At 36.5% G+C, this 14,614-nt stretch carries 16 protein-coding genes, 1 tRNA gene and 2 pseudogenes; 4 read left to right on the forward strand and 15 right to left on the reverse strand.

The window, feature by feature from the left end; all coding sequences use genetic code 11:
* Positions 1-116 precede the first annotated feature (116 nt).
* The 5 genes and pseudogenes from J7R05_RS04905 to folE all read right to left on the reverse strand — a co-directional run bounded on the left by J7R05_RS04905 (position 117) and on the right by folE (position 3,685).
* Positions 117-293 (reverse strand): hypothetical protein, encoded by a 177-nt coding sequence (locus tag J7R05_RS04905; RefSeq protein ID WP_246468228.1) that lies wholly within the window; start codon positions 291-293, stop codon positions 117-119.
* An 81-nt stretch (positions 294-374) separates the two neighbouring features.
* A pseudogene (locus tag J7R05_RS04910) lies at positions 375-1,247 on the reverse strand (terminase gpA endonuclease subunit); the annotation flags it as partial.
* Between the two features lie 274 nt (positions 1,248-1,521).
* Positions 1,522-1,834, reverse strand: a pseudogene (locus J7R05_RS04915) (hypothetical protein); the annotation flags it as partial.
* A 1,000-nt stretch (positions 1,835-2,834) separates the two neighbouring features.
* Positions 2,835-2,919, reverse strand: a tRNA-Leu gene (locus J7R05_RS04920).
* Between the two features lie 145 nt (positions 2,920-3,064).
* Positions 3,065-3,685 (reverse strand): GTP cyclohydrolase I FolE, encoded by a 621-nt coding sequence (gene folE, locus J7R05_RS04925; protein WP_208541422.1) that lies wholly within the window; start codon positions 3,683-3,685, stop codon positions 3,065-3,067.
* 125 nt (positions 3,686-3,810) lie between these two features.
* Here folE and J7R05_RS04930 point away from each other — a divergent pair, with 125 nt between their 5' ends.
* The 3 genes from J7R05_RS04930 to thrS all read left to right on the forward strand — a co-directional run bounded on the left by J7R05_RS04930 (position 3,811) and on the right by thrS (position 6,685).
* A complete protein-coding gene (locus J7R05_RS04930; RefSeq protein WP_208541423.1) occupies positions 3,811-4,248 on the forward strand; it encodes an iron-sulfur cluster assembly scaffold protein in 438 nt (145 codons plus the stop codon).
* Positions 4,241-4,585, forward strand: coding sequence for a membrane protein insertion efficiency factor YidD (yidD, locus tag J7R05_RS04935; protein WP_208541424.1), 345 nt, complete (start codon positions 4,241-4,243; stop codon positions 4,583-4,585). Before J7R05_RS04930 ends, yidD begins: the two co-directional genes overlap by 8 nt.
* A gap of 120 nt (positions 4,586-4,705) precedes the next feature.
* Positions 4,706-6,685, forward strand: coding sequence for a threonine--tRNA ligase (thrS, locus tag J7R05_RS04940; RefSeq protein WP_208541425.1), 1,980 nt, complete (start codon positions 4,706-4,708; stop codon positions 6,683-6,685).
* A gap of 40 nt (positions 6,686-6,725) precedes the next feature.
* Here thrS and J7R05_RS04945 read toward each other — a convergent pair whose 3' ends face one another.
* From J7R05_RS04945 to J7R05_RS04965, 5 genes are all read right to left on the reverse strand, one after another.
* Entirely contained in the window at positions 6,726-7,244 is a 519-nt protein-coding gene (locus tag J7R05_RS04945) for a MerR family transcriptional regulator (protein ID WP_208541426.1), read from the reverse strand.
* A gap of 208 nt (positions 7,245-7,452) precedes the next feature.
* Positions 7,453-7,764 (reverse strand): integration host factor subunit alpha, encoded by a 312-nt coding sequence (locus tag J7R05_RS04950; protein WP_078689692.1) that lies wholly within the window; start codon positions 7,762-7,764, stop codon positions 7,453-7,455.
* Between the two features lie 75 nt (positions 7,765-7,839).
* Positions 7,840-8,814: a beta-ketoacyl-ACP synthase III gene (locus tag J7R05_RS04955; RefSeq protein WP_208541427.1), complete on the reverse strand. Its 975-nt coding sequence runs from the start codon at positions 8,812-8,814 to the stop codon at positions 7,840-7,842.
* 93 nt (positions 8,815-8,907) lie between these two features.
* Complete coding sequence (plsX, locus tag J7R05_RS04960) at positions 8,908-9,936, reverse strand: phosphate acyltransferase PlsX (RefSeq protein ID WP_208541428.1); 1,029 nt, start codon at positions 9,934-9,936, stop codon at positions 8,908-8,910.
* A 135-nt stretch (positions 9,937-10,071) separates the two neighbouring features.
* Positions 10,072-10,629, reverse strand: coding sequence for a YceD family protein (locus J7R05_RS04965; RefSeq protein ID WP_208541429.1), 558 nt, complete (start codon positions 10,627-10,629; stop codon positions 10,072-10,074).
* A 215-nt stretch (positions 10,630-10,844) separates the two neighbouring features.
* On the opposite strand from J7R05_RS04965, the gene J7R05_RS04970 reads away from it, so the two are divergent.
* Positions 10,845-11,318 carry an outer membrane protein assembly factor BamE gene (locus J7R05_RS04970; RefSeq protein ID WP_208541430.1) on the forward strand — a complete coding sequence of 158 codons (474 nt, stop codon included), beginning with the start codon at positions 10,845-10,847 and terminating at the stop codon, positions 11,316-11,318.
* A 77-nt stretch (positions 11,319-11,395) separates the two neighbouring features.
* On the opposite strand, the gene nusB is transcribed toward J7R05_RS04970, so the two are convergent.
* The 5 genes from nusB to nrdR form a co-directional block, all read right to left on the reverse strand.
* Entirely contained in the window at positions 11,396-11,866 is a 471-nt protein-coding gene (nusB, locus tag J7R05_RS04975; protein WP_208541431.1) for a transcription antitermination factor NusB, read from the reverse strand.
* A 2-nt stretch (positions 11,867-11,868) separates the two neighbouring features.
* On the reverse strand, positions 11,869-12,327 hold the full coding sequence (locus J7R05_RS04980) for a 6,7-dimethyl-8-ribityllumazine synthase (RefSeq protein WP_078690303.1): 459 nt from the start codon (positions 12,325-12,327) through the stop codon (positions 11,869-11,871).
* A gap of 85 nt (positions 12,328-12,412) precedes the next feature.
* Complete coding sequence (locus tag J7R05_RS04985; protein ID WP_208541432.1) at positions 12,413-13,030, reverse strand: riboflavin synthase; 618 nt, start codon at positions 13,028-13,030, stop codon at positions 12,413-12,415.
* Positions 13,012-14,136, reverse strand: coding sequence for a bifunctional diaminohydroxyphosphoribosylaminopyrimidine deaminase/5-amino-6-(5-phosphoribosylamino)uracil reductase RibD (gene ribD / locus J7R05_RS04990; RefSeq protein ID WP_208541433.1), 1,125 nt, complete (start codon positions 14,134-14,136; stop codon positions 13,012-13,014). The genes J7R05_RS04985 and ribD overlap by 19 nt, the downstream gene beginning before the upstream one ends.
* The gene (gene nrdR / locus J7R05_RS04995; protein WP_010703690.1) at positions 14,129-14,611 is read right to left on the reverse strand and encodes a transcriptional regulator NrdR; all 483 of its coding nucleotides are present in this window, start codon (positions 14,609-14,611) and stop codon (positions 14,129-14,131) included. The genes ribD and nrdR overlap by 8 nt, the downstream gene beginning before the upstream one ends.
* Positions 14,612-14,614: the final 3 nt, after the last annotated feature.

Raw genomic sequence — 14,614 nt, forward strand, 5'->3', positions numbered from 1 at the left:
ACATTCTTCAATGGCTTTATTGATGTGTTTTTTGCGGGATCAAACCTTCTTTAATCGACGGCTACGGTTTACTGCTTCAAAAGGTAAGTTATATGATTACTAAAACTGCAGAAAACCTACCATAAATAACCTCGTGATATTTCAAGATAGTAAACATATGAAAACTCGTATCCTTCAAGAATTGCTATTTCCTCAGCCAGCATTGTAAGGGCTTTGCGTATATCTTCACCAGAACGATGATTGACTTTCTTGATCGCCATAGCGCACAGATTGAGCACCTGAATAAAGCGCATTTTTCAGTTGTTTTCGTTGCTTTTTAAGTTTTGCAAGTCTTTCGTATTTCCAGTTCATTTGGTTTGACTTTCATACATAGATTACCATCCCCAACCTCGTTCCACATAAGGGTTTCTTTTTATTGCGGTTTGTTGCTTTTGAGGTTCTGGTTTCAGTCTTTTTAGGTACTGTGAAGATTGAAGATTTTTCAAGCGATCTTCTAAGATATCAACTTCTTTATTGAGATTGAGTCCTGCTAAAATCAGACCCTGTAAAGCAGCGTAAGCATAAACCCTACAATTGAGAGCTCCGTTTTTTGCTGTATTACTTTTGTGCCATTCTATCCGCTCATGACCGTTTAAATATTTAGTAACTCTCTTTTCAGCAGTGAGCTGCTCAAAATATTCTCGATCAAGGTTTTTATGAAAGTGCGTTGCACCATATTCTGACGCTTTAGAACCTGATTTTCGAAAGCGATTTGTGATAATATCTTTTGCTGAATCAACACCAACGGTATATAAATTAATCTGTCCTTCGTTGTTTTTACTGGGGCGATGTGGCCACACAGGGCGTGATCCTGTGCGCCCCTTAATGCCCCAGATACACTTTCTTTCACGAGAACGTACATAATTGTAAACGGGTTGTATATTGTGACCCGCTACATCAATACAAGCTGCTGCTATTCGTATCCCATCTTTGAAACCAGGATGTGGCCATCGTTTTTTAAAATATTCATCCAACTGATCCCAAACCTCTTGAAAACAGGGATCATCCGGCAAAACTTGATAATCAATGTTCCAACTTTCTTCATCACGTCCCCAACCTACAACTTCAATTTCTAAGCAATCATCTTGTACATTAATGCCCGCTGTGAGGAGGACTACTTGGGCAGGGGCAAGAGGATAATCTTCACGTTGCGCATACAAGCTACCCGGATCAATGACTTCTCCTGATTTATCTTCCAATGGTTCACCACTGGTTTCTATAGTCAAATAATGGTTTTCATCCGCCCATTGTGAAACTGTGTAGGTGGTATCTAGTTTACGCTTTTCAAATGTATCAGTCATTTTTTTCCTCACAATTCATTCTTTTTCTCCTTGTGATTTATTCTTTCTAATAGGATCACACCCAACTTATAGCATATATATACAAAAATGATGGGGAATACACATGCATAAACTATTGTAAAACAATGTATTTTTATCTTTTTTTTATTTCTTCACGATCAACAATTGTCTCTCGTAATTATTCAAGATCAATTTTCTCACTTTTAAGTACTACTTGCATTCTCTCAAGTTTTATTTTGTATTCATTAACTCCTTCTATAGAATCCTACTTTGTCTTTGTGCGAGGTTTTTCATCTTCGCCTAAAACATAGGCTTGTTTGGTGGGATTCTCATTCCATAGAGCTGTTGCTAATTCTTCATTGATAGAACCGTCATCATAAAGCGCTTTCATTAAACTTCCCCATCTTGAAACGAGCAACAACCGCATTAGGATAAACACCCATCTTCTTTGCAAACGCTCGAGCCGATAGTCCTTTTCTATTCTTTTTATTCATTTTTTCGTGATTGAATGTTATGGCTTAAAAGCCACCTCGCCATGGAAGGAAGATAGCGTATGATAATTGTTATTTCCCAATAAATTATGTGTACAATGTACAGTCATTTTAAAAGTTTCTAGCGATATGTCGTGCTTTATTGCCCTGCAACACACTCACCCCACTGGAAAGTACCTTTTAAAAACTTTTCTTCCGATAGTTTGGTTTGAAACACTAAAATCATCATATTGTTTGTATACAATTGGTATAGTTTAAGAGCGTGGGACCTTTTGATTGACCATATATTATTGCCGAGCAATTTGGCTCTGTATATTTTTGGTTAGCCTCTCACGTGCATGGTGTTCAATAGAACTTGAAACCTTTGGTTTAGACATGACATAAGCAATCATTGTAAATCAAGCCTGAGTATATTTTCAAATGCAGTTCCAAATGGTTTGCATGAAGCAAAATGGTGTAATTTTTCAGTTATGATCCCCTACTCAAAGGTAAATTAATTCATATTCATTTAGAAATTCAACGAATTCCGCATAATAATGAAAATGAATAAGACTAGAGTATATCCATCAATAAAGCTGTCGTAACATTTTTAAAGGAAATAAAACAAAAAATACAAATCTTGACACAAGCTGTATAACCTATAGAAGACTCTTTCGCTTTCATACTCTTAAGCGCCCTTACCCATTTATGTAATAGAAAAAATGAAAAGATATTAATGATAGCGATAAATATGTCGCGACACGTGAATGTGCACAGCTTTCAGCATATCAATAACAAGGATTCGCAATTGGGCGATGAAAGAAGTATTCCCCAAATCATATAAGGCTACGTAGAACAGTAAGATGGAAAAAAGAAGCCTTTGGCATTTCTGTTAAAGACAATACGCTGTAAATAACAACAATCTAAGTAAAATTGTATAAACTTTAAAGGGTGAATTAAAAGATAGACTGAAATTATTTAATTAAGTAAAAGTCTATATATTTCAACATGTTAAATAAAAAAATGGTGCGGTCGAGAAGACTCGAACTTCCACGGGTTGCCCCACAGCGACCTCAACGCTGCGCGTCTACCAATTCCGCCACGACCGCACATGGTAGAGGCCAAATACATTACACTTTTGGGGATTTAACAAATCATAAAGCGCGATACAAGCCCATTTTCGTGTTTTTATAACTTATTTTACTCAACTACCACAGTATATTTTAGACACAAACTGCCAAACTCCGCACTTTATTATAACTGGCGAAGTACCATCATTAAATTAGCCTGCGCAACTTGATCTTCTTTATAAGAGCCATGAAAACTTGTTGTAATTGTTGTAGCTCCTTGCTTTCGTATCCCTCTCATAGCCATGCACATATGTTCAGCTTCAATGACCACTGCAACACCGCGGGGTTTTAAATGTGTTTTTAGAGCATGAGCCACTTGAGCTGTCATGGCTTCTTGTGTTTGCAAACGGCGAGAAAAAATATCTATGACACGTGCAATTTTTGAAAGACCAACAATTTTTGTATCGGGAAGGTAGGCGATATGAGCTTTACCAACAATTGGAAGAACATGATGCTCACAATGTGAATAAAAACTAATATCCTTCATAATTATCGGCTCATTATAACCTGAAACCTCTTCAAAAACTGTTCCTAAAATCTCCTCAACTGATTCATCATAACCAGAAAAAAGTTCACTATACACTTTAGCAACACGTTTGGGAGTATTTAAAAGCCCTTCTCGATCTGGATTTTCCCCTACCCATAACAACAACGTACGAACCGCTGCTTCCACTTCTTTAAAACTAGGACGCTTTTTCTCAGATAGAGAAAGATCTTTAGCGATTCCTTTCGTAGGACTATGCATTTAAAAAACTCCAGCTTATTATGTATAAAATAATTTAATACACATTATTTATTTTATAATAATCTTTACGCAAGTGAATTAAAAGCTTGAATAGTGAAAACTCTTAAAATTCCAAGAAACAGCTCATGATGGACAACATTTATAGCGATAAAATTCTTGAATATGCTGCCCATATAAGTAGAATTGGGCGTCTTAATAATCCTGATGCAACGTCAAAAAAACATGCACGTCTTTGCGGATCAACAGTTCTTGTGGATTTAAAAGTAGACAATGATATTGTTATAGATTTTGCCCATGAAGTATATGCATGTGCACTTGGACAGGCTTCATCTTCTATTTTAGCGCATCATATTATTGGCAAAAAAATGCAAGATCTTAAAGCATTACGTGAAACTATCCTTTATATGTTAACAGAAAATGGCCCTCCTCCTCCAGCTCCATTTGAAGCATTTTCCTGTTTGCAACCCATTAAGGATTATAAAGAACGCCATGCTTCAACAATGCTTACCTTTGATGCAGTGGTAGATTGTATTAAACAAATTGAAGAAAAAATAAATGGTTAAATTACAGCCCAAACAAAAAAAAATACAAACTCGCAATTATACAGGTCCTTGGCGAAAAACACCCGGACGATTACTTGGTACTACGTTGATACGTCTTTATCAAATAACACTTTCCAGTTTGATTGGAAATCAATGTCGCCATATTCCAACTTGTTCAGAATATGCCTATGAAGCGATTGCACGCTATGGTTTGTGGGCTGGTGCATGGATGGGCTTTTTTCGTATCATACGTTGTGGCCCATTTGGAACATATGGCTTTGATCCTGTACCAACTTCTCTTGATTACTCTTATAAACCTTGGCGTTATTGGAAAATTTCTGCTAAACATGATAAATAATTGCTTTTCTTTTTTAATGCATATTGATAGAAAATTAATCTACTAACTCTATCTGACTATTGTTAAGTTTTCACGAAACCATCCGCAATCGTTGGCGGAATTGGATTAAAGGGGTGTTTTATGTCTGACCTTATTTTTCTTTCTTTTCCTGATGGTTCAAAACGTGATTACCCCTCTGAAATGACAGGTTTAGAATTGGCCGAGTCTATTTCTAAATCACTCGCAAAAAAAGCAGTTGCCTATAGCCTTAACGGAATCATCCGAGACCTTTCAGATCCATTAGAACAATCTGGACAAGTGGAAATTATCACTCGCGACGATCCACGTGCACTTGAATTGATACGCCATGATTGTGCTCATGTTTTAGCTGAAGCAGTGCAGGAACTGTTTCCTGAAACACAAGTTACAATTGGCCCCGTTATTGAAAATGGTTTTTATTATGATTTTGCACGTAAACAACCTTTTACGTTAGATGATCTCACCATTATTGAAAAAAAAATGCGTGAAATTATTCAACGAAATAAACCTTTCAGAAAAGAAATTTGGTCTCGTGAAAAAGCTAAGAAAATTTTTTCTGAAAAAAACGAATTGTATAAGGTTGAGATTATTGATGCTATCCCTGAAGATCAAGACGTAAAAGTTTATTATCAAGGAGATTGGTTTGATCTTTGTCGTGGTCCACATATGCAATCTACTGGCCAAATTGGCAATGCCTTCAAATTAATGAAAGTCGCAGGAGCTTATTGGCGTGGGGATGCCAATAATCCTATGTTAACGAGAATTTATGGTACAGCATTTGCTAACGAAAATGACCTAAAAGCCTATCTCCATACGCTAGAAGAAGCAGAAAAACGCGATCATCGCCGCCTAGGACGTGAAATGGATTTATTTCATTTCCAAGAAGAAAGCCCAGGAATGATTTTCTGGCATCCAAAAGGTTGGAAAATGTTCCAAAATTTAATTAGCTATATGCGCCGTCGTCTTGATGATCATAAATATGACGAAGTTAACGCACCACAAGTTCTTGATAAATCACTTTGGGAAATATCGGGGCATTGGGGATGGTATAAGGAAAATATGTTTCAAACAACCCCAGCTGCTGATGATTGGGATGATCAATGTATTTACGCTCTCAAACCCATGAATTGCCCTGGTCATGTGCAAATTTTTAAACACGGTTTAAAGTCTTACAGAGATTTACCTATTAGACTTGCTGAGTTTGGTATCGTTCATCGTTATGAACCTTCAGGTTCTCTACATGGTCTTATGCGCGTTCGTAGCTTTACACAAGATGATGCACATATTTTTTGTACAGATGAACAATTAGCTGATGAATGTCTTAATATTAATGATTTAATTCTATCAACTTATGCAGATTTTGGTTTTGAAGAAATTAGTCTTAAATTTTCAACGCGTCCAGAAAAACGTGTCGGTTCTGACGAATTATGGGACCATTGTGAAAATATAATGTTATCTGTTCTTAAAACTATTGAGAAAAAATCAGAAGGACGTATTAAAACAAGCATTCTTCCAGGTGAAGGTGCATTTTATGGACCAAAATTTGAATATACATTGAAAGATGCTATTGGTCGCGAATGGCAATGTGGAACAACACAAGTAGACTTCAATCTACCTGAGCGTTTTGGAGCATTCTATATTGATAAAGATTCAGAAAAACGTCAGCCTGTTATGATTCATAGAGCTATTTTGGGGTCAATGGAGCGTTTTCTTGGCATATTAATTGAAAATTTTTCTGGACATATGCCGCTTTGGCTTGCCCCTCAACAGGTTGTTGTTGCTCCAATCACATCTGAAGCAAATGAATATGCAGAAAAAATAACGAAAAAACTCAAAGCTATTGGCCTTTCAGTCACAGCAGATCTTCGTAATGAAAAAATTAATTATAAAATACGTGAACATTCTTTACAAAAAGTCCCTGTAATCCTTGTATGCGGTAAACGTGAATCTGAAACAAATAGTGTGAGTATGCGCCGTTTAGGAAGCACAGATCAGACTGTTTTATCTATAGAAGAAGTGATGAAACAACTCTCAAATGAAGCAACCCCCCCAGATTTACGCCGTTTAATAAACATTCAATAATAAAAGCAATTACAATATTAAATCTAGAATTGTTGAGCGCTTATCGTGCTCTATCAAGCATGCGTTTACATTCAATCAATTCGAAGAGTGTTTCCTGTAATAATGCTTTATCAGTCTTGTCTTGATGGCTTTTAACAGCACCAACAGATTCTTCTTCACCCTTCATAAAACCTAAAAGTCCAAATGCTGCCTTTTTTGACTTAGTTTTAGTGGATTCATTAATTTTGGTAGATTCAGATGTTTGTTTTGCACATTCTTTTTCTATTATAACATTCATGTCATCAAGATCGCTATTACCAAGCGCAATAACAAAAGAAGTGCCATTTTCTTTTAAAAGGCGTTGCACACCCTTTATAGTATAACCTTTGCCATAAAGTAATTGTTTAATACCATTGAGCAAATCAACATCAACAGGACGATAATAACGCCTTCCACCACCACGCTTTAGTGGCTTAATCTGAACAAAACGTGTTTCCCAAAATCTTAACACGTGCTGTGGTAGCCCTAGTAATTCTGCTACTTCGCTAATTGTCCGAAAAGCATCAGGGCTCTTGTCCATTTTGCAATACCTTATTTAAATTTAAATATTGTACTAATGATTTTATAATAACTGAATAAGTTCAAATTTCTTGCTAAGATTGACCAAAAATAGAGATTATCCTCAATTATATTTTAATACAAAATCTGTTACTTAAACAGAAAAAATTACCCATATTAAATTCTTTATCAAACCTCAGATATTTAAAATATCGCTTATTTGCACGGATTTACTTCTGCTTTGCACGATGAGCATCTAAAATTCTTTTTTTCAGTATATTCGCAGCTTTAAATGTTACCACACGCCGTGGTGGAATAGGTGCTTCAATACCTGTTTTGGGATTGCGCCCAATTCGTTCACTTTTACTACGGACTTGAAAAGTCGCAAAAGAAGATAATTTAACCACTTCATCCTTTACAAGTGAATTGCAAATCTCATCCAAAATCAACTCAACCAAAGCTGACGATTCAGTATATGACAAGCCCACTTTCCTACAAACCGCACTAGCCAAATCTGCACGCGTTACTGTCTTACCTGTCATCATAACCACCTATTAAAATTTAAAGTTACAAAACGATTTATACGTTTTATTCAAATATGGTCAAGCCGCTATAATCTACCAACGAACAAGAATTGCTCCCCAGGTAAATCCCCCCCCCATAGCTTCTAACATAATGAGATCTCCTTTTTTAATTCTTCCATCTTGAACAGCAGTTGTTAAAGCTAATGGCACTGATGCCGCAGACGTATTACCATGTTGATCAACGGTCATCACAACTTTATCTAATGTGATCCCTAGCTTTTTAGCCGACGCTTCAATAATGCGTCTATTAGCCTGATGAGGTACAAACCAATCTAACTGAGAAGAATTCATATTAACAGCTGCAAAACAATCATCAATCACATCGGTTATCATACCAACTGCATGTTTAAAAACCTCTCGTCCTCTCATGCGTAAATAACCTGTTGTTTGTGTAGTTGAAGGACCACCATCAACATATAATTTATCTACATATGCACCATTAGAGCGCAATTTTGCAGACAATATACCACTATCAACAATAACATTACCTTCAACTTCTTGCGCTTCCAAAATAGCTGCACCTGCACCATCACCAAATAAAACACATGTCGTACGATCTTGCCAATCTAAAAGCCGAGAAAATGTCTCAGATCCAATTACTAAGATTCTTTTTGCTGCTCCGCAACGTAAATATACATCTCCTGTTGTCAATGCAAAAATAAAACCAGAACAAACAGCTTGAATATCAAAAGCAAAACCATGCTTCATTCCCAAAGCATGCTGAATTTCAACGGCAGAAGCAGGAAAAGTATGGTTAGGTGTTGAAGTAGCTAAAATAATACAATCAATATCTTCTATTGTCATGCCTGAATTTTCAAGTGCAGCTTGTGCAGCTGCTACCCCTAAAGAAACAGTCGTCTCATTTGTATCAGCAATGTAACGTTGGCGAATTCCTGTACGTTGAACAATCCACGAATCAGATGTCTCAACAAATTTGGTAATCTCATCATTCGATAGACTTCTTTTTGGTAAAGCACTTCCCACACCACATATAACTGATCGAATCATACAGTCCTCACCCTCTCTTAGAATTTTTTATCTCTACTACGAATACCGATCATATTGTTTGCATATTAATTGACAGCTCTACCTTCACCATTTTCAAAGTGTTATTTTATTTTCATGAAAGTGTCTTAAATCTTCAACTATTTTTTTCAAAAGTTCATTATTTACCATTTCATAACCAATGCGAATAGCAGAAGCAAAACCGCCAGCACTAACACCACCATGACTTTTGATAACAATACCATTTAAACCTAAAAGCACACCACCATTAATCCGATCAGGGTCTATTCTCTGTTTCAGTTGACGGAAAGCACCTCGAGACAAAACGTATCCAAGGCGTGAAAAAATAGAACGGCGCATAACAATATTTAAAAGCCCAGCTATTTGCCGTGCAGTTCCTTCTGCAACTTTTAAAGCAATATTACCGGAAAACCCCTCAGTGACAACCACATCGACTACCCCTTTTCCAATGTCATTGCCTTCAATAAATCCCTTATATTCTAACCCTTCTAATTGCACTTCACGCAATATTATTCCAGCTTTTTTGATTTCATCCAAGCCCTTTACCTCTTCAACACCTACATTCAAAAGTCCAACGCTTGGTTTTTCAACATTATATAAAGTACGAAACATACCGGCACCCATAACCGCTAAATCAACTAATTGATCAGCAGATGCACCAATTGTTGCACCAATATCCAGCACAATACTCTCCCCACGAAGAGTTGGCCAAATACCAGCAATTCCAGGACGGTTAGATTCTGCCATCATTTTTAAACAAAAATGAGACATTGCCATAAGTGCACCAGTATTGCCAGCAGAAACACAAGCATCAGCCTCGCCATTTTTTACAGCTTCAATTGCATGCCACATTGATGATTTACCGCGTCCAATGCGAAGCGCTTGACTTGGCTTCTCATCCATACGTGTATAACTTTCTGTGTTGTAAAATTGCGATGCTGCAACCAAATGAGGATATTTTTTTAAAATTGGCTTAACAACCTTTTCTATCCCATAAAACAAAAAATGAACATTTGGCAAATGTTTTTGCGCAACTGCTGCCCCCTCAATAGTAACCTCTGGGCCATAATCGCCACCCATGACATCTACAGAAATTCTAATCACACTTGCACATCCTATATTTAAATTCACACCGAAATTTTTCGTTATTTAACAAATCACAAAAATTATCACTACAACAAGCTTACAGAAATACTGTCTCTTTAACCATATAGCAGGTGTTTTTTACATACTTTATAATCATTTCCATTCTTTCAAAACAGAAAACGGTGATGTTTTTTGTTTAATTTCTTCTGAATTTTTGACTAAACTCATATTCTCATCTTCTTTGCGTGGATAATGATTAATCGATAGTTCAAAAAATTCTTCCATAATTGCACCTATGTCAATTTTATCGCCATAAAAAACTTCTGGTATATCTGGTCCATCTGCATCTAAAAGCAATTCCCTTGTATCCTTTGATACTTTTGGTTTAACCAAATTTGAATCTTCAGGAACAAACGTAATCTCAATATTCTCATGAAGAATATTTTCCAATGGCTCCAGTGTAATGACGCATGATTGTACTATATGTGCTTTCAGTAAACCTTTTACATATACCCCACGCTTTTTCCACGGTAAAACATGAAACTCTCCTTCACAAGATTTCACTTCAAGTAAATCATGATTCTTGGCTAAATGTGCGCATTCTTGTTGATCTGCGCAAATACGAATTTTTACCCCCTTAGCAGACAATGAGCGTACTGACACAGGATAAGTCAGAGCAAACATCATTTGAGAAACATTTTTAACACTCATTGATAACTCCAAAATAAAAAAAATGTAGTATATTGTAACTTCGTTTAATCAACATATTTTATAACTTTTAAAGCAGTTTTCTATAAAATTACTGATTTTATAACAGAAGAAACTCACTGTAAGCTATTGCAGATTATAGCAAATTAAGCTAAAAGTTGAAAAATCGCGGGTCACTTTCTCACCTATGCTTACGTGTAAATGGAGATATCATTCAGATGCCTTACTTGGTAAATTTAATCAAACATAAATTATTGATTAGCCTATTTATAGCAAGTATAGCAGCGTTTGCTGGATGCAGTCCAATGCATTCTTTAACTTCAAGTCAAACCTATAAAGAAGGTTATGTTCTTGATCAAAATGCTCTCGATTCTGTTTCTGTTGGATCAAGTCAGGAGCAAGTTCTTTTAGCTCTAGGAACTCCCTCACTAAAAACAAAATATGATAACGAAGTTTTTTACTACATTTCACAGACTCGGTATCGTAAAATGCGGTTTATGAAAACTAAAATTATTGATCGTAAAGTCTTGGCTATTTATTTCAATAGAAATGGTCAGGTCGCAAGGATAGCCAATTATGGTCTACAAGATGGTCAAATATTTGATTTTATCACTCAAACAACACCAACAGGTGGTAGTGATCAGTCTTTTTTAATCCAAGCCGTTAAAGGTCTTGCCAATAGTTCACGTTAATCAATTACCTTCCTGTAGTTTTAACTGGACTGACGTTTATAAAATTCTAATAATACTAGGATTTTATTTTATTATCCTTACAGGCGAATTTCTTTTGCTATTCTATCAAGAATTGCATTGACAAGTCTTGGCTCATCACCTTCAAAAAACGCTTTTGCTACATCAACATATTCACTTACAATAACGGCAGTGGGTATGTTCTTGTGATTCATTAGCTCCCATAAACCTGCACGCAAAATTGCACGTAAAATCGAATCAAGACGTGAAAGTGACCATTCTTCAGAAAGTTTTTGCTGAAGCATAGGATCAAGTTGCTTTTGATCTTGTACAACACCAGCTATAACAGCTCGAAACCACTGAAAATCAGCATCAAGATATTGATCACCATCAATATCTTTTCCTAAACGATAAGCTTTATATTCAGCTGCTATTTCCCTAACACCAATGCCAACTATATCCATTTGATATAGCGCCTGCACTGCAGCAAGCCTTGCTACTCCGCGTTTATTAGCCAAATGCGAAGAATGTTTGCTTTTTATATCAGCCATATTTAATGATTATCTCCAAATTTCTTCTTTAGAGCAATCATACATAAAGCAGCTTCAGCAGCAAAACCACCTTTATTCTTTTCACTCTGTTTAGCACGTGCCCATGCTTGTTCTTCATCCTCAACAGTCAAAATACCATTTCCAATAGCCAATTGCCTATGAAGAGTTAAATCCATTAATGCTCGACAAGAATTATCAGCAACAATTTCAAAATGGTATGTATCACCCCGAATAACACAACCAAGCGCTACATAACCATCATAGGGTATTTTATTGTTTTTTTCAGCAAAAGCTATTGCACCAGGTATTTCTAGTGCCCCTGGAACTGTTACAACATCATAACTTACTTCAGCTTTTTGTAAAACATTCACCGCACCTGCAAGAAGTTCATTTGAAATTTTATCGTAAAAGCGTGCTTCAACAATTAATAAATGCAACTTTTTATGTATTTTTTTTGTCACAACAAAACCCCCATTTAAAATCAATAAAGGACTCAAAGATTACATAACCATCAAACTTCAAAAACAATACAAAAATTTTTTCAGTTTACTTATCTTTCATTTTAAAATTAGAAAGCCTGGCAACATAACGAGCAAGCTGATCAACTTCTAAATTCACTTGGTCCCCCACTTTAGCCTGCCCCCATGTTGTCATTTCAAGCGTATGGCGAATAATAAGAACATCAAAAATATTATTTTCAATACAATTAACGGTTAGAGATGTACCGTTAAGCGCAATAGAACCTTTTTCTGCAATAAAAGGCGCTAACCGCATTGAAGCTTTTAAATAAAAACGAATTGCATCACCTTCATTTTTTTGATCAACGATCTCAGCCAAACCATCAACGTGACCAGAAACCAAATGCCCACCTATCTCATCACCAAGCCGCAATGAACGCTCCAAATTAACAAAAGTCCCTTTTGTCCATTGAGCAATATTAGTCAAACACAATGCTTCTTTCCATGCTTCTACAACAAAGCAATTAGCATTCACTTGTTTTAGCTCACGTTCAATAACGGTTAGACAAATACCTGAACACGCAATTGATGCGCCAATTTCTATAGTCTCTACATCATAATGTGTAGAAATACTTAAGCGTATTCCTTGTTTTAAAGACTGAATGTCTTCAACACAACCGATATCTGTTACAATCCCTGTAAACATAATGTTTTGCGCCTCCATTTGCACAAACGATCATTTCCTAATATTTTCGTCTCAATTTCATTAAATTCTGAAAGATAAGTTGCAAAATGGGGAGCATCAATACGATCTGCACCTAAAATAACTGGTGCATGAAAACATATCAACTGATCCACACAACCAGCATTTAAAAAAATTTCTCCTGTCTTTGCTCCTCCCTCAAGCAAAATACTATTGATTCCACGCTGACAAAGCAGCTGTAAAATAGCAAAAGGCCGCATCAAATGAGCGCTCATTTCTATTGGAAATATACATACACCACACTGTTCTAGTGCTATTTTTTTACTTTTTTCTGCAAAAGTTGCATTACAAATAATCCATGTAGGGATTTTTGTCGCTGTTTGTATAACCTTTGCATCAAATGGAATACGTAAATTTGCGTCTAAAATAATACGTACAGGAGAGCGCATTTCAAGCCCAGGCAAACGGCAACTTAATTGCGGGTTATCTGCTAATATAGTACCAATACCAACCATAATAGCATCATTTTGAGCACGCAGAATATGAGTATATGTATGAGCTTGCGCCCCGCTAATTTCTACCCTCCCCTTCTTTTTTATTCCTATACCATTATCTGCAGAAATTGCCATTTTTAAAGTTACTTCACACCGCTGCAGTTTTTTTATGCATAAATAAGAACTTAACGTTTCAAAAGCCTCCCTAGCCAGAACTCCCTCAAGCACTTCAATGCCAGCTGCACGTAAAAGAGTAATACCACGACCACAAACCCGTTCATCTGGATCAGTAAGTGCAATAACAACCCGAGAAATACCTGAATCAATAAGCGCATTTACACAAGGTGAAGTCTCACCATAATGTGAACAAGGCTCTAAAGTAACGTAAGCAGTAGCACCATGGGATAATGGGCCTGCCATTAATAAGGCTTGCACTTCAGCGTGTGGTCTTCCATGGATAGCTGTTATACCATAGCCGACAATGGATGCCTTTCCATTATCATCTCGGACAATTAGTGCGCCAACAGATGGGTTTTGTCCGGTAAGTCCAATGTGACGTTGTGCTAAACGAATGGCTGCAGCCATAAAGCGGTTATCTTGTGCTTCTTTACTCATCAAAATAAGATTTTACATCCGCCACATCTTTTGAAAGTTCGTTTATAATATCATGAAAATCAGTTGCATTACGAAAGTCGCGATACACGGAAGCAAAACGAATATAAGCAATGTCATCAATGCTCTTCAACCATTCCATTACAAGATGCCCAATTTTTTCTGAGGCAATCTCGGGTTCCCCTAAATTTTCAAGCTGGCGTACAATACCTGAAATTGCTTGTTCAATATGATCAGGGTCAATATTACGCTTACGCACTGCCACATTAACTGATCTCATTAATTTATCACGGTCAAACGGTTCACGCCGACCACTTTTCTTGAAAACTGACAATTCACGTAACTGAATACGCTCAAAGGTCGTAAAACGACCACCACAAACAGAACATACACGTCGACGACGAATTACCGCGCCCTCTTCTGCAGGACGTGAATCCTTGACTTGTGTATCTTCATATTGACAGTAAGGGCAGCGCATCTT

Source organism: Bartonella capreoli (assembly GCF_902813205.1).
GTDB classification, from domain to species: Bacteria; Pseudomonadota; Alphaproteobacteria; order Rhizobiales; family Rhizobiaceae; genus Bartonella; species Bartonella schoenbuchensis.